Consider the following 25979-nt stretch of genomic DNA (forward strand, 5'->3'; position numbering starts at 1 on the left):
CTGGGCCCGGGCTTTTCCTTCTAGGGCACCGGCGGTAGCTCGATATCGTCGCTGCGGCTAGCACCGGCGGTCATCTCGCGGCACAGGCGCAGAAACTCGCGCACGCCGGTGGTCAGGTACTTGTGACGGTGCCAGATGAAGGTGAACTGGCGCTTCAAATCCAATTCCGGTGTGGGCAGCTCGACGAGGCTTCCCCGCCGGAAGGCGTCGCGCAGCGCAAGCCGCGAGACGCAGCCGATGCCAAGGCCCGACTCCACCGCACGCTTGATGCCCTCGGTGTGCTCGAGTTCCAACAGCGTGTTGAAACGACTGCGCCGGTGGCGGGCGGCATGTTCGAGGGTCATGCGCGTACCCGAACCCTCTTCGCGCATGATCCAGTCCTCGCGTAAAAGCTGCTCGAGTTCCAGATGCTTGCGCCCGGCAAGCGGGTGTCGCGGTGAGCAGAACACACGTAGTTCGTCCTCGACCCAGGGCTGGCTGACGATCATCTCGTCGTCGCACTGCCCTTCGATCAAGCCCAAATCCAGCGAGTGCTGGCGCACCCCTTCGATGATATGGCGCGTGTTACGCACCGCCAGCCGCACCCGGCTGCCGGGGTAGCGCTGCATGAAGTCGCTGATCAAAAGCGTGGCCAGATAGTTGCCGATAGTGAGTGTGGCCCCTACTTCGAGCGCGCCTACCCCCTTTTGGCCGCGCAAAAGCTCCTCCACTTCTTCGGCCCGGTCCAGAAGCGCCACCGCCTTGGGCAGTAGTTGAAAGCCCAGGGCGTTGAGCTTCAGCCGCTTGCCCAACCGGTCGAGCAGTTGGCAGTCGAACTGGCGCTCGAGCTCGGTGAGCGCCGTGCTGGTGGCGGATTGAGACATGGCAAGCGCCCGCGCCGCCTGGGAGACGCTTTCGTGCTGGGCCACGGCCACGAAGACCTCGAGCTGGCGTAACGTATAGTGCATACCCGGCCTATATCGATTTTACGGATAACGTTTATCAGTATAATTGACTTAACAGATATGCGCTTGCTGTTTAGACTTGGCGGCAACATACCTAACCGCTCTTATTCTTTTTGAGAATATGAAATGCGAATGAGTCCTTACTCGCGTCGTCATTCGCACCCAAGGAGTTGTCATGAGCAAGTTTGCCCTGGAAGACGTGCTGAGCGTCCATCACTGGAACGATACCCTGTTCAGCTTTCGTACCACGCGGGAGCGCAGCCTGCGCTTCAAGACCGGCCAGTTCGTCATGATCGGTCTGGAAGTGGACGGCAAACCGCTAATGCGCGCCTACTCCATCGCCAGCCCCAACTATGAAGACCACCTCGAATTCTTCAGCATCAAGGTACCGGACGGCCCACTCACTTCGCGCCTTCAGCACCTTCAGGTGGGCGACCAGATCATGGTGAGCCGTAAGCCCACCGGCACGCTGGTGTGCGACGACCTGCTGCCCGGGCGCAATCTCTACATGCTCTCCACCGGCACGGGCCTGGCGCCGTTCATGAGCCTGATTCAGGACCCGGAAGTCTACGAGCGCTACGAAAAAATCGTGCTGGTTCACGGCGTGCGCGAAGTCTCGGAGCTTGCCTACGCCGACTTCATCACCAAGGAGTTGCCCGCTCACGAATACCTGGGTGAAGAGATCGCCGAGAAGCTCGTCTACTACCCCACGGTGACCCGGGAAGAGTTCCACACCATGGGCCGTTTGACCGACCATATTCGCAGCGGCAAGATCTTCGAGGACACGGGCCTGCCGCCCATCGACCCGCGCCAGGATCGGGCGATGATCTGCGGAAGCCCGGCGATGCTCGACGACACCAGTGCGCTGCTCGACGAGCTGGGCTTGAATATCTCGCCGCGCATGGGCGAACCCGGCGACTACGTGATCGAGCGGGCGTTTGTCGAGAAGTGATGGGCTGGTGAATGGTGAATGGTGAATGGTGAATGGTGAATGGTGAATGGTGAATGGTGAATGGTGAATGGTGATGTTCGGCGCCACCTTCATCGCGATACCAACAAAAAACCCCTGCTGGAGATACTCCGCAGGGGTTTTTTACTACTCACAACTTACTATTCACCACTCACTAATGGCCCTTCACTAACTCAAACCGCATCCTTGCCGGTTTCGCCGGTACGGATACGAATGACCTGCTCCAGCGGCATGACGAAAATCTTGCCGTCGCCGATTTTGCCGGTATTCGCTACTTGGGTGATGGCCTCGATGACCTGTTCGGCGAGCTCGTCGTCGACAGCCACTTCCAGCTTCACCTTGGGTAGAAAATCCACCACGTACTCGGCGCCGCGGTAAAGCTCGGTATGGCCTTTCTGACGGCCAAAGCCTTTGACTTCCGTTACGGTAATCCCCTGCACGCCGATGTCCGAGAGGGATTCGCGTACGTCATCAAGCTTGAACGGCTTGATAATGGCTGATATGAGTTTCATGGTGACATCCTCTCGCTTGCTGTCCGATTGTTGTGGGGCAGACGTTCACAACGACAAAACCGTTGCTCGCTACCCCAAGCATACACCGCTACCGCCAGAGAATAAAAAAGCCTCCCACGAGGGGAGGCCGTAAGCTCACTATGTTGCGTCGTTGTAAATGTCACATCGTTGTATATGCCACATCGTTGTAAAAGGACCGCTTTGGTTATTTCTTGACGCTGAACTCCGGGTAGGCTTCCAGGCCGCACTCGGCGATATCCACGCCTTCGTACTCTTCCTCTTCGCTGACGCGGATGCCCATGAGGGCTTTCAGCACCAGCCAGACCACCAGGCTTGCCGCGAAGACCCAGCCGAAGATACCGACGATGCCGATCAGCTGCGCGCCGAAGGTGGCGTCACCGTTATTCAAGGGCACGGCGAGCAGGCCCCAGATGCCCACGACCCCGTGCACCGAAATCGCACCGACCGGATCGTCCAGCTTGAGCTTATCGAGTGTGACGATGGCCGCCACGACGATCAATCCACCCACGGCGCCAATAGTGGCCGCCCCCACCGCGGTGGGAGAAAGCGGGTCGGCGGTGATCGCGACGAGCCCTGCCAGCGCCCCGTTGAGCGCCATGGTGAGATCTGCCTTACGGAACCACAGCTTGGCGAGTACCAGCGCGGCGAGCACGCCAGCGGCGGCGGCGGCGTTGGTATTCACGAACACCTGGGCGACGTTATTGGCCGAGGCGACATCCGACAGTTTGAGTTCCGAGCCGCCGTTGAAGCCAAACCAGCCCATCCACAGGATAAAGGTACCGAGTGTGGCCAGTGGCATGTTGGCACCAGGAATGGCGTGAATGGCGCCGTCACGACCGTACTTGCCCTTACGCGGGCCCAAAATCAGCACGCCCGCGAGTGCGGCGGCCGCACCGGCCATGTGCACGATGCCGGAGCCGGCATAGTCGGAGAAGCCGGCCGCGTCCAGCCAGCCGCCGCCCCAGGTCCAGTAGCCTGAAACCGGGTAGATGAAGCCGGTCATCACCACGGCAAAGGCCAAAAACGCCCAGAGCTTCATGCGCTCGGCCACCGCGCCGGAGACGATCGACATGGCGGTCGCCACGAACACGACCTGGAAGAAGAAGTCAGAGCGCATAGCGTAGTAGGGCGCGTCTTCACCACCATTCAGTACGGCGTCAACGCCATTCTCAGCGCCAATCAAAAAGCCCAGGCTTGGCAAAAAGCCGCCTTCACCACTGGAATACATGATGGTGTAGCCCACCAGCAGGTACATGGTGCAGGCGATGGCAAACAGCGCGATATTTTTGGTTAGAATTTCCGCGGTGTTCTTGGAGCGCACCATACCGGCTTCCAGCATTGAGAAGCCGGCAGCCATCCACATGACCAGCACGCCGCAAATCAAAAAGTAAAACGTATCGAGCGCGTAGCTCAGATTGGTTACCTCGTTCATGAGTCGTTCCCCGTCTACTAAAACGTTGTATCAAGCAAAAATGCTCACAAAATCGCCGTGTGACTTATTGGTTCGGGTTATACGGCGTCGGCACCGCGCTCGCCGGTACGAATACGAATGACGTCTTCAAGGGGCGTGACGAACACCTTGCCATCGCCAATTTTGCCGCTGTTCGCCGCGCTGCAAATCGCATCGAGCACGCTGTCCAGGCGATCGTCGTCGACGGCGATCTCCACCTTGACCTTGGGTAGAAAATCCACGACGTACTCGGCGCCGCGATAAAGTTCGGTATGGCCTTTTTGACGCCCAAACCCCTTTACCTCGGTCACCGTGATCCCCTGCACACCGTTATCGGCAAGTGCTTCACGAACATCGTCGAGCTTGAATGGCTTGATGATAGCGGTGATGAGTTTCATCCCGGAGCTCCCCTGCTGGATAAATAGCGGCGCCGCCGCCTGAAATTAATGCCTTGCCTCGATAATGCGCATACCGTGCCATTCATTAAATTTAAATAATAAATCAGCTACTTAAGCCTGAAGCCAAGGTAAACCGCGCGCTTTGCCATGCGCTAACCCGGTGCATGGCAAAGCGGGCGCACTATAGGAGTGCGCCCGCCAAACCACATCGCTTCATTTTGATGCAACCAAAAAAGTCGCCGCCCAAACGCACGTGAAACATGCGTATTTCGCTTGGGTTGCGTATCCTTACGAGAAAGCCGTTCACATTTATGCGTTCGTATCAGGAGATAGCCATGGCGACCCAAGACCGCATTAGCCGACTCGCACAGCAGATTGGCGACCGCTTGCAAAATGCCTCTCACGCACCGGAAGACATTCAAAAAGGCGTGCAGCAAGTCATGCGCGGCGCGTTTGATCGCATGGAGCTGGTGTCCAGGGAAGACTTCGATATTCTAATGGATGTGCTCCAACGCACCCGCTCGCGGGTCGAAGCCCTGGAGCGCCAGGTGGCCAACCTGGAAGCCTCGATCGACGCAAGCCAGGCCGATAAGGCAACGCCCATGGAAGCCGAGGCGCAGACCACGCCGGCCCCCCAGGAGCCCGCCAAAAAGACGCCCAAGCCCCGCGCCTCTTCCGCCAAGGCGGCCAAGGATGCCACGGGCTCGGTGGACGATCTGGGCGAGTAGCTCGTTGCAAGAAGCCCTTGAGAAGTCTTTTATAACAGCATCTTAGGGCAATCATCCTAAAAGCGACGCGCGGCTTATCCCCTTTGCCGCGCGGGCACGTTGATGTTCGAAGCGACGATCCACACAGATTGATATAAAAAATGAGAACACCTATCATTGCGCTTTGCAGCGTCGATGAACGGCGTTCTATCAATAACAATCTGCTTTCTGGATCACTCATGACTCGCTATGTCGCCCTGAGCGCCGCTTTGTTGAGCGGTACTTTCCCCTTGATGGCCCTTTCTCAATCCCAATCGACCAGTAACGCGGAACCCGTGGCCCAGGACACGCTGGTGGTAGTCGGTTCACGCACGCCCACCCAAATCAGCCAGATCCCGGGGGCGGTACACGTGGTCGAAGGGCCCGAGCTGCAGCAGCAGATCAACGCCGGGGGTGATTTGAAAACGGCGCTGGGCCGGCTGGTGCCAGGGCTGGATTTCGGCCCCCAGGGGCGCACTAATGCAGGGCAGAACATGCGCGGGCGCAGCGTTCAGGTGCTCATCGACGGTGTATCGCTGAATAACTCCCGCGGTCTGTCGCGTCAGTTCGACGCCATCGACCCGTTCAATATCGAGCGCGTCGAGGTGCTCTCGGGCACCAGCAGCTTGTACGGCGGTGGCGCCACGGGCGGCTTGATCAACATCATCACCAAGCAAGGCGAGCGCGGCGGCCCCCACTTCGAGACCCAGGCGAGCGTCACCAGTGGCTTCAACACGCGCCACGACCTCGACCGGCGCCTTTCCCAGTCGGCCAGCGGCGGTAATGAAACGGTACAGGGCCGCATTGGCGTATCCCTGATGGAAAACGGCCGCCAGTACGACGCCGGGGGCGATGAAATCTTCCCCGATATCGCGCAAAGCGACCTGCAGGACAATCGCCAGCTGGATATCCTCGGCAACCTACGCGTCGAGCTTGACGACGAACAGACGCTGATGCTCAGCGGGCAGCTTTATGACTCCGGCAAAGAGGGCAACCGCGGCGTCTACTACCCGAATTTGGCCGCCCCCACGCCGAACCTCGACGGCGCCGATATCCGCGACGGCTTCACCGCGGATCGCGAACCGCGTACCGACCGCAGGATGATCAGCGCAAGCTACCACCACGCCGACCTTTTGAATCAGAATTTCTACCTGCAGGCGTTTCATCGGGAGGAGGAATCGAGTTTTTACCCCTTCCCCTACGCCGCTCAGGACGGCGGTTACTACTTCGCCGCCTCTCAGCAGAACACCCAGCTTAGCGGCTTGAAGGCGCTGTTCTCGGCAGATCCAAACGACGATCTCAATGTGACCTACGGCGCGGACCTGGACCGGGAGTCGTTTGACGCCTCGCAGATGCGTTTCGATCGCTCCGCAAGCGATAGCTCCGGTGGGCTCGTACAGCGCGCCGATCGCGTCGCGCCTCGTTATCCGGGTTTCGATATCGACACGCTGGCGCTGTTTACCCAAAGCGAGTGGTGGGCCACGGATCAGCTTCAGCTTAGCGGCGGCATTCGCCATCAGCGCATGGACGTGGACATCGACGATTTCAACGACGTGCCCGGCGGTTCCAGCGACTACGACGTCACGCTCTATAACGCCAGTGCCCTGTATGATTTCGACAACGGCCATCAGAGCTGGCTGGGCTACTCGGAGGGCTTCGAGCTGCCCGACCCGTCCAAGTATTATGGCCGCGCCGGGCAAACCGTGGCGGACAACCCGCTGGACGGTATCAAGACCCGGCAAGTCGAGCTTGGCTGGCGCTACCAGGGCGGCGACTGGTTAACCCAAGCGGCGGTCTACTACGCCTGGTCGGACACCGCCATGGAGCTCGACGACGATCTCAATGTGACCCAGATCGACGACGACCGCCGCGACTACGGCCTGGAAGCCTCGCTCACCCGCTTCATCGGCCACCACTGGGAAGTGGGCGGCACCCTGCACGCGCTGGCCTCCGAACGCAAGGTAGACGGCAGTTGGCAAGATCGCGGTATTACCGTGGCCCCTTACCCCTCCCAGGACAGCCTGACCGCCCACGTGGCTTGGCAGGATGACGCGCGCACGCTGCGCCTTCAGGGCAGCCACGCCCGCCAGTACGAAGACGCCGAGGGCGATAGCATCGACGGCTTTACCACCTTCGATGTGATCGGAAGCCAGCAGACCGATATCGGCACCCTGAGTTTGGGAATCAGCAATCTGACCGACAAGCAGTACTCCACACCCTGGGGCCAGCGCGCCGTGGGCTTCTATTCGCCCAACTATGGGCCGGAGTATCTCTACGACTACCAGGCCCGGGGGCGTACGTTCACTCTGGGCTGGTCGCTGGAGTACTAGAGCGCAGCTCAAAAGCCACGTCCGCGTTTCGTCCAGGCTAGCGGCTGGGCGTTTTAGCGCGGCGTGGTTTGCACGCAAGAACGATTATCGTTTAAATACCGGCTGACTCTTCAAGCGACGCCTCGTCATGCGCTCTAACGCCACCACGACTTTCATTCGCGGCCTGCTCTTCGTAGCGGGCCTGCTGCCGTTGACCGCCCAGGCCCAGTGGGCCACCCTCGATTGGACCATTGCCGAAACCCTTTTGGCGATCGACGCCCCGGTCAGCGGCGTCGCCCAGATCCCCGCCTACCACGACTGGGTCGGCGAGCCGCGCATTCCCGATGACGTCACCGACCTGGGGCTTCGCCAGCAGCCCAATTTCGAGCTGATGGCGCAGTCGCCGCCGGAAGGCTTTTTGATATCGCCCATGTTCGAAGGGCTGACGCCAAAGCTTGAGCGCATCGCTCCCGTCACTTCACTTCCCCTCTACTCGCCGGGCGCGGACACCTGGCAGGAGATCATCGACTTCACCCACCGCCTGGGCGAGCGGACCCGGCGCGAGGCGCAAGCGCGCGCGCTGGTCGACGACACCGAAGCACTGCTGGAAAGCCTGCGCAGCGACGTCCCGACGGCCACGCCGCCGCTTTTGATGATTCAGTTCATGGACGCCCGCCACGTGCGGGTATTTGGCGCGAACAGCCTCTACAGCGCGGTACTGGAGCGGCTGGGCCTGGAGAATGCCTGGCAGGAAGGGACCAACGCCTGGGGGTTTTCACTGGTCGGGGTCGAGGCGCTCGCGCGCCATACTGAGGCGACGCTGCTGATCATCGACCCGATCCCCGCCGGGGTGGAAGACGCGCTCGCCCGGAGCGGGCTCTGGCAGCACCTGCCCGCCATCGAAAACGACCACGTCATTCGCCTGGCACCGGTATGGAGCTTCGGGGCGATGCCCTCGGCCCAGCGCTTTGCTCGGGAGCTTGTCGCGGCGCTGTCGCATAGCGAGTGAACAGCCACCCGACCGCGTCGCCCTCTCGGCTAAACGATTTGCGTTTGACTTGCCCCTAATTTCCCCTGGCGCCTACCCAGCACGTGCCAAATACGTTAAGTTTAATTTCCAAAAGAAAAATTAGACATCTGCACAGGGGGCGGGGATGACGCTTGCCATTGTCAATACGCGTGCCGGAGTAGGGCTTGACGCCCCGGCGGTGCAGGTCGAGGTGCATCTGGCCAACGGCCTGCCGGGGCTGACCCTGGTCGGCTTGCCGGAGGCCGCCGTGAAGGAGAGCCGCGAGCGAGTGCGAAGCGCGCTGGTCAACGCGGGCTTCGATTTCCCCAACACCCGGCGCATCACCCTGAACCTGGCCCCGGCGGATCTGCCCAAGGAGGGCGGGCGCTTCGATCTGCCCATCGCGCTGGGCATTCTCGCCGCCTCCGGCCAGTTGCCGGTCGATACCCTGGAAGACATCGAGTGCGCCGGTGAACTAGCCCTGGACGGCAAGCTGCGCCCGGTGCCCGGTATCCTGCCGTTTGCAATGGCCACTAAAACCGCCGGGCGCAAGCTGATCGTGCCCCACGCCTGCGCCGACGAGGCCGCCCTTGCGGGTAACGGTCTGGAAGTGCTGCCCGCCGCGTCGCTTTGGGAGGTGGTCGCTCATCTGCTGGATCAAACCCGCATCACGCCCCACGTGCTGCCGGCTCCGCCGAAGGCAAAGAACCCGGCGCCGGACCTTTGTGACGTGCGCGGCCAGCACCAGGCGCGCCGGGCGCTGGAAGTCGCCGCCGCCGGGGGCCACAACCTGTTGCTGGCGGGCCCGCCGGGTACCGGCAAAACCATGCTGGCCAGCCGCCTGCCGGGTATTTTGCCGCCACTGAGTGAAGACGACGCCCTACAGGTCGCCGCGGTGCGCTCGGTATGCGGGCTGGCACTAGAGGCAGACTGGGGCCAGCGCCCCTTTCGCCAACCCCACCACAGCGCCAGCGCCGCCGCGCTGGTCGGCGGCGGCTCGAAACCCAAACCCGGCGAAATTTCGCTTGCCCACATGGGCGTGCTGTTTCTGGACGAACTGCCGGAGTTCTCGCGAAGTGTATTGGAAGTACTTCGTCAGCCCCTGGAAACCGGGGAAATTCATCTGTCACGCGCCAGTCACGAGCGCCGTTATCCAGCCAGGTTCCAGTTAGTGGCCGCCATGAACCCGTGCCCCTGCGGGCATTTGGGCGATCCACGCAGCCGCTGCCAGTGCACCGCCAGCCAGATCCAGCGCTATCAGGCGCGGCTTTCAGGCCCGCTTCTCGACCGTATCGACCTGCAGGTAGAAGTACCGGCGCTTCCGCCGGAGCAGCTCACCGCCCAGACCCAGGGCGAATCATCTGAGGCGGTGCGCGAGCGCGTGATGGCGGCCCGAGCGCGTCAGATGGCGCGCGGCGCGCTCAACAGCCAGCTCAGCGGCAAGGCCCTGGAAGCCGCCTGCGATTTAAACGACGAAGAACGCACCTGGCTTGCCGGGGTGCTGGAGCGCCTCAAACTTTCGGCGCGGGCCTACCACCGGGTGTTGCGCGTGGCGCTAACACTTGCGGATTTACAGGGCGAACCCAAACCCGGCCAGCCGCATCTGATCGAGGCCATCGGCTACCGGCAGTTGGACCGGCTCTTGAAGGGCGGATGAGGGTCATTGGAGCTAATTTTTCCGGAGTGGAATTAGGTTAAGACGAGCTGGATTGGGTTAAATCGAGAGGGTGCTCTTTAAGGAAAAAGGAGTTTATTTTTCTGGCTTAGCATTTTCTACCCAAACTTTTTGGGCTCAATTAAGCCAATCCTGCCGGCTTTAATCACTCCTATAAAGCTACCAAGCGGAATGAATCTATAAAAATCTATAGAGCTATTTATTAGACTAACAAAAGAAGACAGCATTGTATGAACAAAACTGTAACTTCGCAAAGAAGACAGCTTAACCTTATAGCTTACTCCGAACTAGCAGGGTGGAAGGCGTTTTTGTAAAGTGCAATTTTGTTTGATTCAGTGTCTCGTAAATCCAGATAACTAGGCCCAAAAATTTTTTCGAGACCCTCTCTAATATCTGTTATATTGAAAATTTCTACGGGGATTATGTGATGTATGTCAAAGAAATGAGATAAGTCTTTAGTCATTGCTATTGCTCCGAATGATGTGCTTAAACAGCAACTTCGCCAATGACGCGGCACCGTACTAAATCAAAAGAATTCGCTAGATTCTCTTTAAGCAACGACTGGTAAATTTCATCACTCATAAAGAAAACATTCCATATGGTATCTTCTATCCAGATGTCCAAGCCATTCAATGCTTTATCACTTAAAGCAATAGCTTCTTTAATACCAGCTGGGGATGGCGTCCAACCTTCTACATATGGATGTCTATCAACTTTAGGAGAATATTCAGGAAGGAAGGTGTCTTTTCTTTCACTGAAAATTAAACAGAAGTATTTACCTTCTATTTGAGTTTCTTGATCATGGTGATATAGTTCTACGGGGTGTAATCGTGTGCGCCCTAGTTCAAAAAGTTCAAGAATTTTCGCGATTTTATTCGACACTATACAGTACCCTGCCCCATGAAAAACATTAGGGAGTTTTTTTGGAGCCTGTTTGGTTCCACAATACATTTTCGAAGGGAGTTGATCGCTGGGAACATATAAACCTTTCGAAATATTTGTCCTTACCTTCGCTGCGGATTCTTGATCAATCAGAGAATCATCGCTGTCGAAGTGAAATACTTTTTGTGAGTTTGTAAATACGTACGAAGCCCAAACAGAGGTTTCTAAAGTCTGAGGATTCATGATATCTCCATAGGCATAGAGGAAATTTAAAAAGTCTTCATAATCAATAGTTTATTTTTTTAATTTGTTATTCTATATTGGGTGAATCTTATATTTTCATGGCATTTATGTCTATGTGGCATTTTGATATAAATAACTATAAGAACTTTTAAAAAGATAATTTTTCTCTATCGCTTCATAATATTGGCCATTGGAGCGGCTCAACTACTTTTGCAATCAAAGCTACTTATAACTAAAATACTCTAAGATATAAATTTTAATAATATCTAGTGAAGTTCTCTTGTCAGGTATAAAAATTGAAACAGTATTTACAATCTTTACCTAGCCGGAGGTTATTGATTACGTACCCTCGGTCTTATTACAGCTATTCACTCAGCCGCACCTGATCGAAGCCATCGGCTACCGGCAGTTGGACCGGCTCTTGAAAGGCGGCTGAGGGTTACGTTAGCCGCGAGGTGTATCTTCTGCGTAGCGCCCGCTCATCACCCACGCCGTCCAGGACCCATCGAACAGCGAAAGGTGTTCGTAACCGGCAAGCTCGGCCGCGACCCAGAGGATACAGGCCGTAATACCGGAGCCACAGCTGAAGGTCAGGTGATCCGACGGGGAGAGCGCTTGGCCGAGCATGAGCCTTGAGATCTCTTCCGGGCTCTTGAAGTGGCCCTTTTCCAGAACCTCCGTGAAGGGAAGGTTATGTGATCCCGCAATGTGCCCACTGGGAAGCTCGGGGCGGGGCTCGGCCGCTGCGCCGGAGAAGCGCTCGGCGCTTCGGGCATCCACCAGCTTGAAGCGCGGCTTTGCAATATTGGTGCTGACGTCATCGACGCTCATCACGCTGCTATTGGCCTTGAGTACCGGCGGTGCGGCCAGCGGCTTCGGCTTCGTATAGCCCTGCTGAACCGGCAGCGACTGGGCCAGCCACTCGGGCAAGCCGCCGTCGAGCAGGCTCACGTTGGTAAAGCCTGCCTGGGTCAGCAGCCAGTAGGCCCGCGGTGAGGAGTAAACGCCCCGGTTATCGTAGATGACGATGTCGTCCTCGGGCGCCAGGCCGAGCTTTCTGCACGCCTCTTGCAAGCTCTCCAGGGCGGGCAGCGTATGGGGAAACGCCCCGTTGGGATCGGAAAAAACCTGTTCGATATCGAATTCGAGCGATCCGGGGATTTTACGGTCATCCTGCGCGACGTAAGCCGCGATAGGGCTATTGGGTAGCGAGGCATCCAGCACTTTGGGCGGTGCGTCACCGTTCAAACGATCCCAAAGATGTGAGGCGGCGAGCAGAATATCGGACATGAAAGGAAGCTCCCGTTGGTTGGTACATTGACTATACAACGCTCACCGGGCACCGCGCGCGGCCAATTTAGGGGCCAACAAGGCAGTGCATCGCCTGAGCGCGCCTGGCCAACGCCGGCCAAAGGTGGCGGTTCGACACAAAAAAGCCCCGCTCGAAAAGCGGGGCAAAAAGCTAGTTAGCGAGCGGGACAGCGCCTAGTAGTTGTAGCGCACCAGCAAAGAGGTGCTGTTGGCGTTAATGTCGTCGCCATTGGCGTCTTTGGAGTCGTCCAGGCTGTACTCCGCCGAGAGGATCAGGTTGTCGTCCATCAAGAAGTAAGCGCCGCCCAGCAGGTAGAAGGCGTTACGGGCGCTGGAGTCGTCATCTTCCAGGCGGTTGAAGCCGGAGTAGAGCTCGAACTTGCCAGGGCCTACGTTTTCGAAGGTGTAGTGGGCTACGCCTTCATAACCCCGCGCAGTATCGACGATGCCGCTGCCCTGCTGCTCCAGGCCGGAAAAGGTGCTATCGAACACCGTATCGCGGTACTCACCGGCGGTCAGCGCGAAGTACCAGTTGCCCGGGGCATAGTTAGTGCCAAACAGCGCTGCGTTGGCATCGGCGCTGCTCTCTGAGCCGCCATCCAGGGTGCTGTCGATATTGCTGTGCTGAACGGCTACGCCGACGTTCCAGTCATCGGTCACCGCGTAGCGGGCCACGCCCTGGGCGCCGTACTTGCGCTTGAAGCGCTCGATGTTGCTGTACTCGGGCACCTCGGCATCGAATTCGCTGCCTTCGATCTGATACATCAGGCCCACGGTGAGCTTGTCGTAGGTGTTCTGCCAGGAGATTGCGTTGTCGGCACGCCCCAAGCCGTTCTCGCCGCCATCGCCACTGAAGCCCGCATTGAAGCTACCCTGGGCGGCAGCGCCGTTGATCCAGAAGTAATCCGTATACCAGGCCAGCATGTCGTACCAAAGCGACCACTGTTTACCGATCAATACCGTGCCGTACTCTTCGCTGCTCACCCCGGTATAGAGCAAACGCTTGAAGCGGTCGTTAGTGCCATCGGTAAAAAACGGATCGAAGCCCCATTCCGCGCGGGAGATCGTCGACCAGCCATCCGCTAGGTTGAACTCGTGCACCACGTTGATACGCGAGCCCGCGTTTTTCGGATCGTTGTCGTTCTCGACGCCGTTCAAAAACGTGCTGGCGGCAGCAATCCTGCCCCCAATCTGTAATCGCGTCTCGGCGGTTTCGTACACCGTCGCCGCCTGGGCCGACTGGCTCATGGCCACTGCTGCGAGTACGCCTGTCACTGCAAAAGGTTTTATACGGTTAAGCATTTTTTGTATCCCTGACTTTATTTAATTTTATATAAATATTCCTATAAGCCAATCTATAGCGGCTGAGCCCATTTTTCGTACACCCGCCCTGCTGTCGCAAGCCGCTAAGCTATTTGGCTATCGCTCGTCTCTGATGCGGGCAGCGTACTCTTCAAGGGAAATGACGCCATCGGCATTGGTGTCATAAAGGTTAAAGCTGCCGCTAATTTCAGAGGAAGAGGAGGCTTCCGTCGGGTCGATCACGCCATCGCCGTCGGTATCCAGGCGATTGAACGCAGCTCTTACATCCGCCGGTATGGCATTTTGGGTCTTGGCTTCGGCAAAGCTGCCCTCGCCATCCCCATAGGGCAGCTGTGAGCAGCCCCCGAGCAAAATGATGGATCCCGTGACTAATGCTATTTTTATCTTCATTACAACGCTTCTCCTGTCGTTCATTTTAGTTTTACTACGCATCGGCAGCCGCTCACCGGGATAACCCCTCTCCCCCGGCCGCCGACCCCTCACGCCATGGCGTACCACGCCCTGGCACAAGTTCTTTCAAGTCGTCTTTTTTGTTGGCACATCAAGCGACTTTTCAAGCGACTTGGTCGTCATTAAGAAAGGCAGCCTCGAGCAGCGCCTGGGTATAGGGGTCCTGAGGACGATCGAAGATCGCCTCGGTGCTGCCCTGCTCCACGACCCGGCCCTCTTTCATTACCAGCACGTTATCGGCCAGGGCCCGGACCACGGCAAGGTCGTGGCTGATAAACAGATACGTGAGCCCGTACTTTTGCTGCAGATCGCGCAGCAGGCGAATCACGCTCATCTGCACCGACCGATCGAGCGCCGAGGTCGGCTCGTCGAGCAGCAAGAAGTCCGGCTTCAAAATCAGCGCCCGGGCGATGGCGATACGCTGGCGCTGGCCGCCGGAAAACTCGTGGGGGTAGCGCTTGCGCATCGCCGGGTCCAACGACACTTCCTCGAGGGACTCGATGACCCGCTCTTCCCGCGCCTGGCGGCCGAGCTCGGGGAAGTGGACCTTGAGCCCTTCGCTAATGATCTCGCCGACGGTCAAACGCGGCGAAAGCGAGCCGAAGGGGTCTTGAAAGACCACCTGCATGCGCGAGCGCAGCGGGCGCATTTGCGACTTATCGAAGCCGGTGATGTCGGTATCTTCAAAGCGCAGGCGCCCGTCGCTTTTCAAAAGCCGCAGCAGGGCGCGGCCCAGGGTGGACTTGCCCGAGCCGGACTCGCCGACGATGCCCACGGTCTGCCCGCGGCGCACGTCGAGACTGATGCCATGCACCGCCTGGAAGTACTCGTTCTTGCCGAACAGGCGTTTACGCACCGTAAAGCGCACCTTCATGTCGTCGGCCTGCAGAATCACCGGCGCGTCGTCGGCCACCGGCAACTTGCGCCCGCTGGGCTCGGCGTCGAGCAGCATGCGCGTGTAGTCGTGCTGGGGCGCGGTGAACACCTCTTCGGTCGTCCCGCTTTCCACCAGCTCGCCCTGGCACATCACGCAGACCCGCTCGGCAAAGCGGCGTACCAGACCCAAATCGTGGGTGATGAATAGAATCGCCATGCCGTACTGTTTTTGCAGGTCGCGCAGAAGATCGAGGATCTGGGCCTGAACGGTGACATCGAGGGCGGTGGTGGGCTCGTCGGCGATCAGTAACCGCGGCTCGCAGGCCAACGCCATGGCGATCATTACGCGCTGGCGCTGGCCACCGGAAAGCTCGTGCGGGTAGCTCGCTACGCGCTTGGTAGGCTCGGGAATACCGACCTGGGTCAACAGCTCGACCACGCGGCTGCGTACGGCGCTACCGCTCATCTTGCGGTGCTTTTTGAGGACCTCGGCGATCTGGCGACCAATCGGGTGGAGCGGATTGAGCGAGGTCATCGGCTCCTGAAAGATCATCGAGATATCGTTACCCAACAGGCTTCGCATCCGCGCATTGGAGGCCTCGACCAGGTTCTCCCCTTCGAAACGGATCGCCCCGGAGATCTTCGCAAGGCTCGGCAAAAGCCGCATCAGCGCGGTAGACGTCACCGACTTGCCCGACCCCGACTCGCCCACCAGCGCCAGGGTCTCGTTTTCAGCAATGCTGAAGCTTACGCCTTTAACCGCCGAGACCGTGCCGTTGGGCAGCTCGAAATCCACCTTGAGGTTATCGACTTCCAGTAGAGCGTTGGGCATCCTGGCCTCCTAGCGGGTACGTGGGTCGAGGGCGTCGCGCAGCCCGTCGCCCAGAAAATTGAGACAAAAAAGCGTTACGGCCAAAAATACCGCGGGCACGATCAGCATCCAGGGGGCCCCTTGCATGTTGGAGGTCCCTTCGCTGATCAAAACGCCCCAGCTGGTCAGCGGCTCTTGAACGCCCAGCCCCAAAAACGAAAGGAAGCTTTCGAGCAAAATCACCTTGGGCACCGTCAACGTCACGTAGATGATCACCGGCCCGATGGAGTTGGGAATCAGGTGGCGGGTAACGATCTTGGAATCCTTCACGCCGAGCGCCTGGGAGGCCTCGACGAACTCGCGGCGCTTGAGCGCCAGAGTCTGGCCACGCACGATACGCGCCATATCCAGCCACTCGACGGCGCCGATGGCGGCGTAGATCAGCAGGATATTGCGCCCCAGTACCACCATGAGCAGGATGACCAAAAACATGAAGGGCAGCGAATACATGATGTCGACAAAGCGCATCATCAGGTTATCGACCCGCCCGCCCAGGTACCCGGCAATGGCGCCGTAGAGCACACCGATCACCAGGCTTACGAAGGTCGCCACCAGTGCCACGGACAGCGAAATGCGCCCCCCATAAAGCGTGCGGGTCAGAAGATCGCGGCCGTTGGCATCGGTGCCCAGCAAGTGAAACCCTTCGGTGGTGGGCGGCACGCCAAAGGCGCTCCAGTCCACTTCGGCAAGCCCCCAGGGCAGCAAAAACGGGCCAACAATACACACCAGCGCAATCAGCGAAAGCACGATGATACTGGCCATGGCGGCGCGGTTTTGGCGCAGCCGGCGCCACGCTTCCTGGCCCAGGCTCTCGCCCTTGAGCGGCGCTTTGGGCGGGTTGGGGCTACCGCCGCCAACGCCGTTGCCCGGCTGCTCGTCAGTGGCGTGATAAGTAGAGGTCATAACGCGCTCCGTTCAATCGTCATAGCGGATCTGGGGGTCGAATAGCGAATAAAGGAGATCGACGATCAGGTTCATCAAGACGATCAGTACGCCGTAGAACACCACCGTTCCCATCACCAGGGTGTAGTCCCGGTTGAGCGCGCCCTGGACGAAGTAGCGGCCAATGCCCGGCAACCCGAAGATCTGCTCGATCACCACGGAGCCGGTGATGATGCCCGCAATCGCCGGCCCGAGATAAGAGAGGATCGGCAGCATCGCCGGGCGCAGGGCGTGGCGCAGAATCACTTCGCGCTCGGTGAGGCCCTTGGCCCGGGCGGTGCGGATGAAATGACTGCCCAGCACCTCGATCATCGAGGCGCGCATCATCCGGGCAATATAGGCGATCTGCTGAATCGCCAGCGCCACCACGGGAAGCACCAGGTTGGGCAGCGCGCCGCCGTTCCAGCCGCCCACCGGCAGCCAGCCCAGCACGATGCCGAAAAACAGCGCCATCAGCGGCGCAATCACGAAGTTGGGGACCGCAATGCCGCCCAGCGCCACCCCCATCAGCGTGTAATCCACCGCGCTGTTGCGCTTCAAGGCCGCAAAGACCCCCATGGGAATCCCCAGCAGCAGCGCCAGCACGATCGCCAGCGCACCGAGCTGAAGGCTGACCGGAAAGCCCTGGAGCAGCAGGTCGCTGACCGAGAAGTCCTTGTAGACGAACGAAGGGCCGAAATCGCCCTGGGCGAGGTTGCCCATATAGCGCAGGTACTGCTGCCACAGCGGCTCGTCCATGTGATAGGCGGCCATCAGGTTGGCCTCGATCTCCGGCGGCAACTGGCGCTCGCCATCGAAAGGCCCGCCCGGGGCCATGCGCATCAAAAAGAACGACAGCGTAATGACGATCAGAAGCGTCGGGATCGCCATGGCAAGGCGTTTGGCAATATAAGTCAGCATGCCTCTGCCCTTTTTGGCTGACGATCTTGCAGGCCAGGTGCGGCGTGGTGTGCCATCTCGGTGTCTACTCCTCGAGCGTGATGTAACGAAGCGGGTGAACGTCCAGCGGCGTGGCGTGCCAACCGGAAACGTTAGGCGAGACCAGCGCCAAATTGACGTAGTCATAAAGAGGCAGCAGCGCGTAGTCGTCGAGCAGCATTTGTTCGGCCTCGGTCAGCACCTCGGCCCGTGCCTCGGGGTCGAGAATCGCATCGCTGCGCGCGACCAGTTCGTCGTATTCGGCGTTGTGGTAGCCGGTGCTGCGCGCCGAGGTGCCGCCGTCGCTATAGGCATTCAAAAAGTCGTAGGGGTCGTCGATGGTGGCGACCATGCCGTAGCGGGCCAGCTCGAAGTTGCCTTCATTGATGTTGGCAAAGTGGGTGGCGGCTTCGCTGTTGTTGAGTGACACCTCGACGCCCAATGGCTGCCACATGGCGGCAATGGCCACGGCGACCCGGCGGTGATCGTCCAGGGTGTTGTAGCGAAGCTCGACCTCGAGCGGGTTGTCAGGCCCGTAGCCCGCCTCGTCCAGCAGCTGCCGGGCGCGCTCGAGACGTTCGTCCATGGGCATATCGGCAAACGCCATTTTGCCCTGGGTGCCGCCGGAGGTCGCCTGCGGGACAAACCAGTAAGAGGGCACCTGTCCCATGCCCAAAATCTGGTCGCCGATCACTTCGCGGCGGCTGGCGAGATTCAGCGCCTCGCGCACGCGTATGTCGCTGAAGGGGCTGCCCTCTTCCATGTTGAACATGTAGAAGTAGCTGGCGACCATCGGGCTCACCTGCAGCGCATCCGCCAGGTTTTCCTCGATCCAGTCAAACTGCTGGCCGGGCACGCCGCTATAGCTGATATCCAGTTCCCCCGCGCGGTAACGGGTCAGCGCCGCACTGGCGTCTTCGATGGGGTAGAAGATCGCCTCGTCGAGGGCGACGCTATCAGCGGCGTAGTAGGCCGGGTTTTTCGCCAGAGTGATGTGGTCCTGGGGCTGCCACTGCTCAAGCTTGAAGGGTCCGCTCACCGGCGTCTGCCCCGGGGTGATCCAGCGCTGGCCCTGCGCGGTCACGTAATGTTCGGGCAGCGGCGCGGCCTCGGGCATCGCCAGCGCCTGCATGAACCAGGCGGCGGGCTTGGCGAAATGAATGCGCAGGGTGTGTTCATCCAGCGCTTCAACGCCCAGGCTTTCCGGCTCGGCCTCGCCAATATTGACGGCGTGAGCACCTTCGATGGGGTAGTAAAGCTGGGCATTGTGCGCGGCAATCTCGGGGCGCAGCAGGCGACGCAGGCTGTAAAGCGCATCATCGGCGGTAATCGGCTCGCCGTCGGACCACTCGGCGCCCTCGCGCAAGTAAAGCGTCAGCGTGTCACCCGCCTCGTTCATTTCCCAGCGCTCGGCAAGGCCCGGCACCAGCTCGCCTTCGGGGCCGTAGCTCACCAGGGTTTCGAACATCTCGCGGATGATGCGGGACTCCCAGACACCACTGGAGCGCTGCGGGTCGAGGGTACCCGGCTCCGCGCCGTTGTCGATACGCAGCGTCGCGGCTTGGGTGCCAAGGCTTGTAAGGGCCAGGGTCGCGGCACCGACGGCCACCGCCAAGCGGGTTAAATGGGACATACAGCCTCCTTTGTTTTAACCGGCTGAATCCTTTGGGACACGCACGGCTTCGCCGGCCTGGTGAGGCAAAAGCGATTAAAATCGGGAAATTGGCACTTTGAAGGCAAGGCCGGCCGTACCGGCCTTGCTAGCAGTGACTACTCGTCGAAGCTTACCCAGCGCGACGGATGGTCGTCCTGGATATTGTTCTCCCAGCCGGAGAGCGCCGGATTGACCAGGTTGCGGCTGACGTAGAACATCAGCGGCGCAAAGGCGTCATCCTCGAGGGCCATCTGCTCGGCCTGCTCGAGAATGGCCTGACGCTCGTCGAGGTCCTGGGTCTGCGCCGCTTCGTCCATCAAGGCGTCGAACTCGGGATTGCTGTAGGCGCCGTAATTGTTACCCACGCCACTTTGCAGCAACACCAGGAAGTTCTCGGCGTCGTTGTAGTCGGCAATCCAGCCAGCCCGGGCGACATCGAAATCGCCTTCGGCGATGGACTGGTAGTGCACCGTCGCTTCGGAGTTGATCATCTCGACATTGACCCCAAGCGGGCGCCACATGGCAGCGATGGCCACGGCAATACGCTGGTGCTCATCGTTGGAGTTGTAGCGTAGGCGCAGATTAAGAGGATTGCTTTGGCTATAGCCCACCTCTTCCATCAGTTCCTGGGCGCGGGCCATACGGTCATCGAAGGACTCGTCGGCAATCGCCATCGGCTGCTGCTCGTAGTGGCTGGTGCCGGGCGGCACCAATGAGAAGGCGGTCTCGAAGGTGCCCTTCATCAACTGCTCGGTGATCACGTCGCGGCGAATCACCAGGTTGAGCGCCTCGCGTACCCGCGCGTCCGTCGTCGGGTGGCCGTCGCGGTGGTTGAACACGTAGTAGTAGGCGCCCTGGTAAGGCGCCATCTGGGTGGCGTCGGGCAGGTTCTCCATGAGCCATTCATAACGCTCGGAATTATAGTCCCGAATGATATCCAGTTCGCCGGCGCGAAAGCGCGAGATCGCCGCATTGCGGTCTTCGGTGGTGTGGAACACCACGCCGTCCAGGCTCACGTCGTCCGCGTCGTAGTAGGTCGGGCTCTTCTCGGTGGTGATGGTGGACTGCGAAATCCACTCGACCGGATGGAAGGCGCCATTGGAGGCGATATGATCCAGATCGATCCAGCGCCGGCCGTGCTCTTCCACCAAATGCGCAGGCTGCGGGTAGGCGGTGTAGTGGGTCAGAAGCTGGGTAAAGTAGGGCGTCGGATGATTGAGCTCGACCTTCAGCGTGCGCCCGTCATCGAGCGACTCTACGCCCAGGGCCTCCAGCGGCTCTTCGCCCAAATTGACGGCCCGTGCGTTGACGATCGGGTAAAGCATGTAGGCGTATTTGGAGGCGTTGGAGGGGTTGAGCAATTGACGCCAACCCACTACGAAGTCTTCGGCGGTGACCGGCTCGCCGTCCGACCAGACCGCGCCTTCACGCATCTGGAAGGTGTAAGTCAGGCCATCGTCGGAGATCTCGTAATCCGTTGCCATGCCCGGCTGAAGTTCGCCATCCGGCCCTTCTTTGAAGAGGCCTTCGAACACGTCCATGAGCACCTGGGACTCCCAAACACCCCCCGAGACCTGGGAAGTATCGAAAGACGCAAGTTCGCCCATCACGCCAATATCCAGTGTCTCAGCTTGAACCGATTGGCTCGCGAGGGCTGCAGACGCGATAAATACCGCAGTGGATAGGGCACGTTTGTGCATACCGCTTACAAGGCGCATAGTGATCTCCCAAGGATCTGATAAATATGGCTTATCTGGTTGTTGTGATATCGATAGGCGTGCGCTTGAAACGCTAGATCAGCTGGTTGCGCTGATGTTCTTTTTTAAGGATATTATGGTTTTTTTAATTAGCCGTCTAGCCAATGAAACAAATAATTCTCTTGAATAACTAATAACACAGGTTATTTACTTTAACCTAAACAAAACTTGGCCATTTAAACCAGTCAGCGATAATCGCACGATAAAATCACGTTGAGTGAACAGATTGACGTGTAGAAACCCGGCCGCGCCCGGGCCGCTGAGCCTCTTGCTTTTAGGTAGTATGGGGCGACACCTCGCCACCCTCCCTACTGGTACAGGAAGCGGCCATGCGGCTTTTAATACTCGCAAGCTCCACGAGTGCTTTTTTCAACCTGTACCAGTTACAGGCGATCTACCCCTGGCTTGCAGGCCGGCTCGATGCCAGCTTCACTCAGGCGGGCTGGCTCAACATGGCCACTCTTTTTGGCATGATGCTAACCGCCCCCTTTGCCAACCGCATTACTCGGGGGCACTCCTCGCATAGCGCCATTTTGATGGGGGTCGGGCTTTTGATCGCGCTGAATGTCCTGCTGGCGTTCAGCACTACGCTGAGCGTCACCTGGTGGCTTCGCGTGACCCAGGGCGTGGTCTTGCCCTGCGTTCTGACGTCTACCGTCGCGCTGCTGGCCCAGGCTGACAACGAGGCGCAGCGCGCCCGCCGGGTCGGTTTTTTTGTGGCCGGCACCATTATCGGCAGCACGTTAAGCCGCTTTTACCCCGCCTGGGCGCTGGATGTATTCGCCTGGCGCGGCGGATTCTTGAGCTGCGCGGCACTTTTGGGGCTTTCTTGGCTGGTCATCTTCCGGCAAACGCAAACACAGCCGCTTAAGCTGGCGCCGCCGAGCGAGCAGGCGCCTTACCTTCAACTGCTCAAAAAGGCGCTTTTGGAGAACCGCTTGGCGGTGGCGTACTGCGTGGGCTTTACCCTGCTCTTTACCCAAAGCGCTGTCTTTACCGTGCTGGGGCTGCGCCTCGCCCAAGCGCCCTTCAACTACTCCTCTGCGCAGATCGGGCTGGTCTACCTTGCCTCCCTGCCCGCCATCGCCGCGGTCATCGCCAGCCCCAGGCTCTATCGAAACAGCAGCGAGACGCGCTTCTTTTTGCCCTTTACCGCGCTGCTTTGGGTGTCGCTGGCGTTCGCCAATACCGGCTTTTACACGAGCCTTTTAAGTGTCGGGCTCTTTGCCATTAGCACCTACCTGCTGCAAACGCTAACCACGCGTATGGTAAGCCGGGCGCAGTGCGTGCCCGCTTCGTTTGCAAGTGGCCTCTACCTTACTTTCTATTACGCCGGTGGCGCCCTGGGCGCCACGCTTGCCGCCTTTTGCTACAGCCATTGGGGCTGGCCGGGGGCCCTTGCGCTGGTGGGGGTAGTGCACATGCTTACCCTGGTGGCGGTGCTTGCGCTGCTGGCCGCGGGCCGGCGCCGAGACGCCCGCGCCGGCAAGAGTGAATAAACCGTGCTTTTTAGCCCAGCCACATGCGCAGCGGCATCCAAAGGCCCATGCCCACCATCACCAGGTTTTCGGTCAGTGACACGAAACCCAGCGGCACGTTGCTGCCCCCGCCCACGCAGGCGCACTTGAGTTCGCGCTTGTCGATGTAAACCGCCTTGAAAACGGAGACCGCGCCCACCCCGCCGACAAAAAGCGCCAGCGGCGCGGCCAGCCAAATAAGCGCGCCGGCCAGCATCAAAAGACCGGCCAGGGTTTCGATGAAAGGATACACGTAGCCGTAGGGCACGTAGCGCTGAGCGAGCAGATCGTAGTTGACGAACATGGTGCTGAAACTTTCCACGTCCTGAAGCTTTTGCAGGCCAAGCAGCACCATCGCCGTGGCGATGGCGTACTCCGGCATACGCGGGCCCAGCAGCGTGCCCTGAGCGGCCCAGCTCACGGCCAGGCCGATCAACAAGGCCACGGCGAAGATCGCCAGCACCGGGCGGTAGGTGGTGGCGTTGGGGTCGCGCACACGCAGGCCCAGATGCTTGCGTACGTCTTCGTAACCGCCGATGCGCGTGTCATTGATATAGGTCTGGGGCGTGGTCTTGACGTCTTCCCACGCCTTGAAGGCGTCGATCTCCTCGCGGGAGGTCAGCCAGTGATCCTCCACCGTAAAGCCCTTGCGCTTGAGAAGATCCACCGTTTTCACGCCAAACGGGCAGCGGTGGGTGGTCATGTTCATACGATAGACGCGGGCCGTGCCCTGGGTAGTACTTGCCATCGTCGCCTCCTGAAGGGGTCTTCGAGTTCATGGGGTTCGTCAATAAGCGTAGAACCTATGGGCCACCCATGGGTCAAGGCGCGCCTGCCGCGGGTGGGCAAGCTTAGCGCGCGCGGTGGCGGCGCAACGTCAGAACGAACCCCAGAAGCCCGACTATGGGCCCTGGCACTAAAAGCCAGGCCGCGTCCAGGCCGGTGTGCTCGAATAGGGCGGTGATAGCGGTAATCGACACCACAGTGATGGCAAAGCCGATGGCGTTCAAAATGGCCAGCGCCGCGCCGACGATGGCCGGCGGGCAGGCCCTGGCGGAAAGCGCCGAGAACTGCGGCGAGTCCGCCACGACCGCCGCGCCCCACACCAGCAGCAGCGCCAAAAGCGCCACCGGGGGGAGCTGACGCCAGAATAGCGCGAACAGCACCGCGCAGAGACACGACAGCGCCAGCGCCGCCAATGCCACCGGCGCGCTGCCAAATCTTCGCGAAAGCGCCCCGCCCAGCAGACACCCCAGCGCCCCAATGCCGATCACACCGAAGGCCAAGCCCGAAATACCAAGGCCCGGGTAGGCGCCAGGCAGCACCGAGCTTGCCACCAGCAGCGGCACCAGGGTCCAGAAAGCATAGAGCTCCCACATATGGCCAAAATAGCCCCAGGCCGCCGCGCGAAAGCGGGGAACCTTGAACGCCTCGATCACACGAATACGCCTGGCCCCGGGCTTGGGCCGCGCGGGTAGGTGGGGCCCATCGCCCAGCCAAAAAATCAACGCCGCCCCCAAAAGCGCCAATAGCGAAGACGCGCTGATCACCACCTGCCAGGCAATCTCGGCCCCCAGCTGTTTGAGGCCGTGGGGCAAGGCGGTGCCCAGCGTGAGCATGGCGACCAGTTGGGCAAGCGCCTGGCCGGTGCGCTCTGGCGCCCAGCTCACCACCAGTTTCATGCCCACCGGGTAGATCCCCGCCAGGCTCAGCCCCACCATAAAGCGCCAGAAAAGCGCGTCCCCAAGCCCCTGCGCCCCCCAGGCAAACAGCGCGTTAAAGAGTGCCCCGGCCAGCGCGCAGCCAACGAACAGGTGGCTGGCTCGAAAGCGGTCCGCCAGCCCCGTAAGCGCCAGCGAGAGCGTGCCCAGAATGAAACCGCCCTGCACTGCGCCGGTTAGCCAGCCAATATCCGTGGCGCTCACGCTCCAGACGCGCATCAGCTCATCAAAAGCACTATTGGCACTAAACCACAGGGAGGTGCCCAGCAACTGAGCGATGGCGATCACGGCCACCGGCCTTTTGGCCAAAAAGCCCGGCGGGTGAGAGAAAGCGCGTCGTGCCATGCGCTTTAGGGCGCCAGCGCTTTGGAAGAGGCCGCCTTCTTGCCGCGACCTCTGCGCTCGGGCTCGGCGGGAAACTCGGTATCCACCCGGTCGATGAAATCTTCAAGCTCTGAAAAAAGCGCCTGGCGAATGGTCGCGGCCTCGTTCACCAGATGGTGGCGCGCCTCGGGGTGGCGATACACCGTCGCCTCGGGCAGCTTGTCGGCCAGGATTTCGAGGTTGCGCTCCCAGTCCACGGTCATGTCCTGCTCGCCTTGTAAAATCAGCGTGGGCAGCGCCAGCGGCTCGAACGCCAGCAGCCTGGGAATCCAGCGGCGCATGGCCGAAATCCAGGCAACGCTGAGCCGCTCGGGCTGCAGCGGGTCCTGGTCGCGCAGAAAGGCGGTGAAGGTTTCGTCAGTGGAGTTGGGGCGGTACTTGCGGGGCAGTTCTTTTACAAAGGGGCTGGCAATCAGATGCACCCAGCTGGCCTGGCTCCAGCGCCAGGGGCGCACCAACGGTGCCAGCAGGACGATACCCGCCCAGCGGGCCGCTTCGCGTTTTTCCAGGGCGTCGGTGATCAGAATGGACCCGCCGGTACTTTGACCAATGCCGACCCAAGGCGTGGGCGCCAAACTCGCCGCCTGCAGCGTCTTTTTTAAGTGGGTAAAGCAGTGCTGATAGTCGCTGAACTCGTTGATTTCCGCACGGGGGCCGCTGGAAAGCCCGTGACCAGGCAAATCCCACAGCACCACCAGCCAGCCCTTGTCCAGCAGGCTTTTCAGAAGGTGACGATAAAGCCCGAGGTGATCGAAATAGCCGTGCACCACGAAGATGGTGCCCTTGGGCGCAATAGGACTCCAGACCTGACACCACAAATTGAACTGCCCGGTGTCGATAAACCCGGCGTAGACCGAGGGCGTACTCTCGAAAAGGGTGTCGAGCTGATAGTGCTTAAAGTAGCTTTTCACCGCCTGCGTCAGCGCCGTCCCCGGCGCCAGGTAGTGCAGCGCCGGGGCATCGCTTGCCTGGCGGAACACCTCTGATAAATGATCGAACTCGTGCATTACCTGTCTCCCTGAACGGCCATGTAGCCTGCTTGGCCATTGCGCGCGCTATTATCATTTAGTCGAGCACGGCGGCGCTTTAACGACTA

Annotated in this window: 22 protein-coding genes; 6 read left to right on the forward strand and 16 right to left on the reverse strand. The window is 59.8% G+C overall.

From position 1 onward, the window contains the following. Positions 1–20: 20 nt before the first annotated feature. The gene (locus ACWHRL_RS17125) at positions 21–947 is read right to left on the reverse strand and encodes a LysR family transcriptional regulator (protein WP_447894610.1); all 927 of its coding nucleotides are present in this window, start codon (positions 945–947) and stop codon (positions 21–23) included. Positions 948–1119: 172 nt separating this feature from the next. On the opposite strand from ACWHRL_RS17125, the gene ACWHRL_RS17130 reads away from it, so the two are divergent. Further along, positions 1120–1896, forward strand: coding sequence for a ferredoxin--NADP reductase (locus ACWHRL_RS17130; protein WP_447530267.1), 777 nt, complete (start codon positions 1120–1122; stop codon positions 1894–1896). Between the two features lie 191 nt (positions 1897–2087). On the opposite strand, the gene glnK is transcribed toward ACWHRL_RS17130, so the two are convergent. From glnK to ACWHRL_RS17145, 3 genes are all read right to left on the reverse strand, one after another. Further along, the gene (gene glnK, locus ACWHRL_RS17135; protein WP_227389979.1) at positions 2088–2426 is read right to left on the reverse strand and encodes a P-II family nitrogen regulator; all 339 of its coding nucleotides are present in this window, start codon (positions 2424–2426) and stop codon (positions 2088–2090) included. A gap of 205 nt (positions 2427–2631) precedes the next feature. Further along, the gene (locus tag ACWHRL_RS17140) at positions 2632–3879 is read right to left on the reverse strand and encodes an ammonium transporter (protein WP_447894611.1); all 1248 of its coding nucleotides are present in this window, start codon (positions 3877–3879) and stop codon (positions 2632–2634) included. Between the two features lie 77 nt (positions 3880–3956). Further along, complete coding sequence (locus ACWHRL_RS17145) at positions 3957–4295, reverse strand: P-II family nitrogen regulator (RefSeq protein WP_447530269.1); 339 nt, start codon at positions 4293–4295, stop codon at positions 3957–3959. 335 nt (positions 4296–4630) lie between these two features. On the opposite strand from ACWHRL_RS17145, the gene ACWHRL_RS17150 reads away from it, so the two are divergent. From ACWHRL_RS17150 to ACWHRL_RS17165, 4 genes are all read left to right on the forward strand, one after another. After that, positions 4631–5023 carry an accessory factor UbiK family protein gene (locus ACWHRL_RS17150; RefSeq protein WP_447530270.1) on the forward strand — a complete coding sequence of 131 codons (393 nt, stop codon included), beginning with the start codon at positions 4631–4633 and terminating at the stop codon, positions 5021–5023. Positions 5024–5241: 218 nt separating this feature from the next. Further along, a complete protein-coding gene (locus ACWHRL_RS17155; RefSeq protein ID WP_447894612.1) occupies positions 5242–7371 on the forward strand; it encodes a TonB-dependent receptor in 2130 nt (709 codons plus the stop codon). Between the two features lie 127 nt (positions 7372–7498). After that, positions 7499–8359, forward strand: a complete 861-nt coding sequence (locus tag ACWHRL_RS17160) for an ABC transporter substrate-binding protein (RefSeq protein ID WP_447894613.1) — start codon at positions 7499–7501, stop codon at positions 8357–8359. A gap of 145 nt (positions 8360–8504) precedes the next feature. Then, entirely contained in the window at positions 8505–10016 is a 1512-nt protein-coding gene (locus ACWHRL_RS17165) for a YifB family Mg chelatase-like AAA ATPase (RefSeq protein WP_447894614.1), read from the forward strand. Positions 10017–10520: 504 nt separating this feature from the next. Here the strand turns inward: ACWHRL_RS17165 and ACWHRL_RS17170 are convergent. From ACWHRL_RS17170 to ACWHRL_RS17210, 9 genes are all read right to left on the reverse strand, one after another. Continuing rightward, positions 10521–11159, reverse strand: a complete 639-nt coding sequence (locus ACWHRL_RS17170) for an Imm43 family immunity protein (protein ID WP_447894615.1) — start codon at positions 11157–11159, stop codon at positions 10521–10523. Between the two features lie 444 nt (positions 11160–11603). After that, positions 11604–12449 (reverse strand): sulfurtransferase, encoded by an 846-nt coding sequence (locus ACWHRL_RS17175; RefSeq protein WP_447894616.1) that lies wholly within the window; start codon positions 12447–12449, stop codon positions 11604–11606. 195 nt (positions 12450–12644) lie between these two features. Beyond that, positions 12645–13718: a porin gene (locus ACWHRL_RS17180; RefSeq protein WP_447894617.1), complete on the reverse strand. Its 1074-nt coding sequence runs from the start codon at positions 13716–13718 to the stop codon at positions 12645–12647. A 171-nt stretch (positions 13719–13889) separates the two neighbouring features. Beyond that, the gene (locus ACWHRL_RS17185) at positions 13890–14183 is read right to left on the reverse strand and encodes a hypothetical protein (protein WP_447530277.1); all 294 of its coding nucleotides are present in this window, start codon (positions 14181–14183) and stop codon (positions 13890–13892) included. A 163-nt stretch (positions 14184–14346) separates the two neighbouring features. Next, entirely contained in the window at positions 14347–15951 is a 1605-nt protein-coding gene (locus ACWHRL_RS17190; protein WP_447894618.1) for an ABC transporter ATP-binding protein, read from the reverse strand. A gap of 9 nt (positions 15952–15960) precedes the next feature. Further along, positions 15961–16893, reverse strand: coding sequence for an ABC transporter permease (locus ACWHRL_RS17195; protein WP_447894619.1), 933 nt, complete (start codon positions 16891–16893; stop codon positions 15961–15963). Between the two features lie 12 nt (positions 16894–16905). Then, a complete protein-coding gene (gene oppB / locus ACWHRL_RS17200) occupies positions 16906–17832 on the reverse strand; it encodes an oligopeptide ABC transporter permease OppB (RefSeq protein ID WP_447530280.1) in 927 nt (308 codons plus the stop codon). A 64-nt stretch (positions 17833–17896) separates the two neighbouring features. After that, positions 17897–19483 (reverse strand): peptide ABC transporter substrate-binding protein, encoded by a 1587-nt coding sequence (locus ACWHRL_RS17205; protein ID WP_447894620.1) that lies wholly within the window; start codon positions 19481–19483, stop codon positions 17897–17899. Positions 19484–19620: 137 nt separating this feature from the next. After that, positions 19621–21111 (reverse strand): peptide ABC transporter substrate-binding protein, encoded by a 1491-nt coding sequence (locus tag ACWHRL_RS17210; protein ID WP_447896195.1) that lies wholly within the window; start codon positions 21109–21111, stop codon positions 19621–19623. Positions 21112–21590: 479 nt separating this feature from the next. Here ACWHRL_RS17210 and ACWHRL_RS17215 point away from each other — a divergent pair, with 479 nt between their 5' ends. Beyond that, the gene (locus ACWHRL_RS17215) at positions 21591–22760 is read left to right on the forward strand and encodes an MFS transporter (RefSeq protein WP_447894621.1); all 1170 of its coding nucleotides are present in this window, start codon (positions 21591–21593) and stop codon (positions 22758–22760) included. A 10-nt stretch (positions 22761–22770) separates the two neighbouring features. On the opposite strand, the gene ACWHRL_RS17220 is transcribed toward ACWHRL_RS17215, so the two are convergent. The 3 genes from ACWHRL_RS17220 to ACWHRL_RS17230 all read right to left on the reverse strand — a co-directional run bounded on the left by ACWHRL_RS17220 (position 22771) and on the right by ACWHRL_RS17230 (position 25890). Continuing rightward, positions 22771–23526, reverse strand: a complete 756-nt coding sequence (locus tag ACWHRL_RS17220; protein WP_447894622.1) for a glutaredoxin family protein — start codon at positions 23524–23526, stop codon at positions 22771–22773. Positions 23527–23629: 103 nt separating this feature from the next. Further along, positions 23630–24844 (reverse strand): MFS transporter, encoded by a 1215-nt coding sequence (locus ACWHRL_RS17225; RefSeq protein WP_447894623.1) that lies wholly within the window; start codon positions 24842–24844, stop codon positions 23630–23632. Positions 24845–24849: 5 nt separating this feature from the next. Beyond that, positions 24850–25890, reverse strand: a complete 1041-nt coding sequence (locus tag ACWHRL_RS17230) for an alpha/beta hydrolase (protein ID WP_447894624.1) — start codon at positions 25888–25890, stop codon at positions 24850–24852. Positions 25891–25979 lie beyond the last annotated feature (89 nt).

Source organism: Vreelandella sp. GE22, from assembly GCF_968212445.1.

Coding starts and splice junctions, on each gene's coding strand:
- ACWHRL_RS17125 (WP_447894610.1), bottom strand. CDS start 947: ATGCACTATACGTTACGCCAGCTCGAGGTCTTCGTGGCCGTGGCCCAG.
- ACWHRL_RS17130 (WP_447530267.1), top strand. CDS start 1,120: ATGAGCAAGTTTGCCCTGGAAGACGTGCTGAGCGTCCATCACTGGAAC.
- glnK (WP_227389979.1), bottom strand. CDS start 2,426: ATGAAACTCATATCAGCCATTATCAAGCCGTTCAAGCTTGATGACGTA.
- ACWHRL_RS17140 (WP_447894611.1), bottom strand. CDS start 3,879: ATGAACGAGGTAACCAATCTGAGCTACGCGCTCGATACGTTTTACTTT.
- ACWHRL_RS17145 (WP_447530269.1), bottom strand. CDS start 4,295: ATGAAACTCATCACCGCTATCATCAAGCCATTCAAGCTCGACGATGTT.
- ACWHRL_RS17150 (WP_447530270.1), top strand. CDS start 4,631: ATGGCGACCCAAGACCGCATTAGCCGACTCGCACAGCAGATTGGCGAC.
- ACWHRL_RS17155 (WP_447894612.1), top strand. CDS start 5,242: ATGACTCGCTATGTCGCCCTGAGCGCCGCTTTGTTGAGCGGTACTTTC.
- ACWHRL_RS17160 (WP_447894613.1), top strand. CDS start 7,499: ATGCGCTCTAACGCCACCACGACTTTCATTCGCGGCCTGCTCTTCGTA.
- ACWHRL_RS17165 (WP_447894614.1), top strand. CDS start 8,505: ATGACGCTTGCCATTGTCAATACGCGTGCCGGAGTAGGGCTTGACGCC.
- ACWHRL_RS17170 (WP_447894615.1), bottom strand. CDS start 11,159: ATGAATCCTCAGACTTTAGAAACCTCTGTTTGGGCTTCGTACGTATTT.
- ACWHRL_RS17175 (WP_447894616.1), bottom strand. CDS start 12,449: ATGTCCGATATTCTGCTCGCCGCCTCACATCTTTGGGATCGTTTGAAC.
- ACWHRL_RS17180 (WP_447894617.1), bottom strand. CDS start 13,718: ATGAGCCAGTCGGCCCAGGCGGCGACGGTGTACGAAACCGCCGAGACG.
- ACWHRL_RS17185 (WP_447530277.1), bottom strand. CDS start 14,183: ATGAAGATAAAAATAGCATTAGTCACGGGATCCATCATTTTGCTCGGG.
- ACWHRL_RS17190 (WP_447894618.1), bottom strand. CDS start 15,951: ATGCCCAACGCTCTACTGGAAGTCGATAACCTCAAGGTGGATTTCGAG.
- ACWHRL_RS17195 (WP_447894619.1), bottom strand. CDS start 16,893: ATGACCTCTACTTATCACGCCACTGACGAGCAGCCGGGCAACGGCGTT.
- oppB (WP_447530280.1), bottom strand. CDS start 17,832: ATGCTGACTTATATTGCCAAACGCCTTGCCATGGCGATCCCGACGCTT.
- ACWHRL_RS17205 (WP_447894620.1), bottom strand. CDS start 19,483: ATGTCCCATTTAACCCGCTTGGCGGTGGCCGTCGGTGCCGCGACCCTG.
- ACWHRL_RS17210 (WP_447896195.1), bottom strand. CDS start 21,111: ATGGGCGAACTTGCGTCTTTCGATACTTCCCAGGTCTCGGGGGGTGTT.
- ACWHRL_RS17215 (WP_447894621.1), top strand. CDS start 21,591: ATGCGGCTTTTAATACTCGCAAGCTCCACGAGTGCTTTTTTCAACCTG.
- ACWHRL_RS17220 (WP_447894622.1), bottom strand. CDS start 23,526: ATGGCAAGTACTACCCAGGGCACGGCCCGCGTCTATCGTATGAACATG.
- ACWHRL_RS17225 (WP_447894623.1), bottom strand. CDS start 24,844: ATGGCACGACGCGCTTTCTCTCACCCGCCGGGCTTTTTGGCCAAAAGG.
- ACWHRL_RS17230 (WP_447894624.1), bottom strand. CDS start 25,890: ATGCACGAGTTCGATCATTTATCAGAGGTGTTCCGCCAGGCAAGCGAT.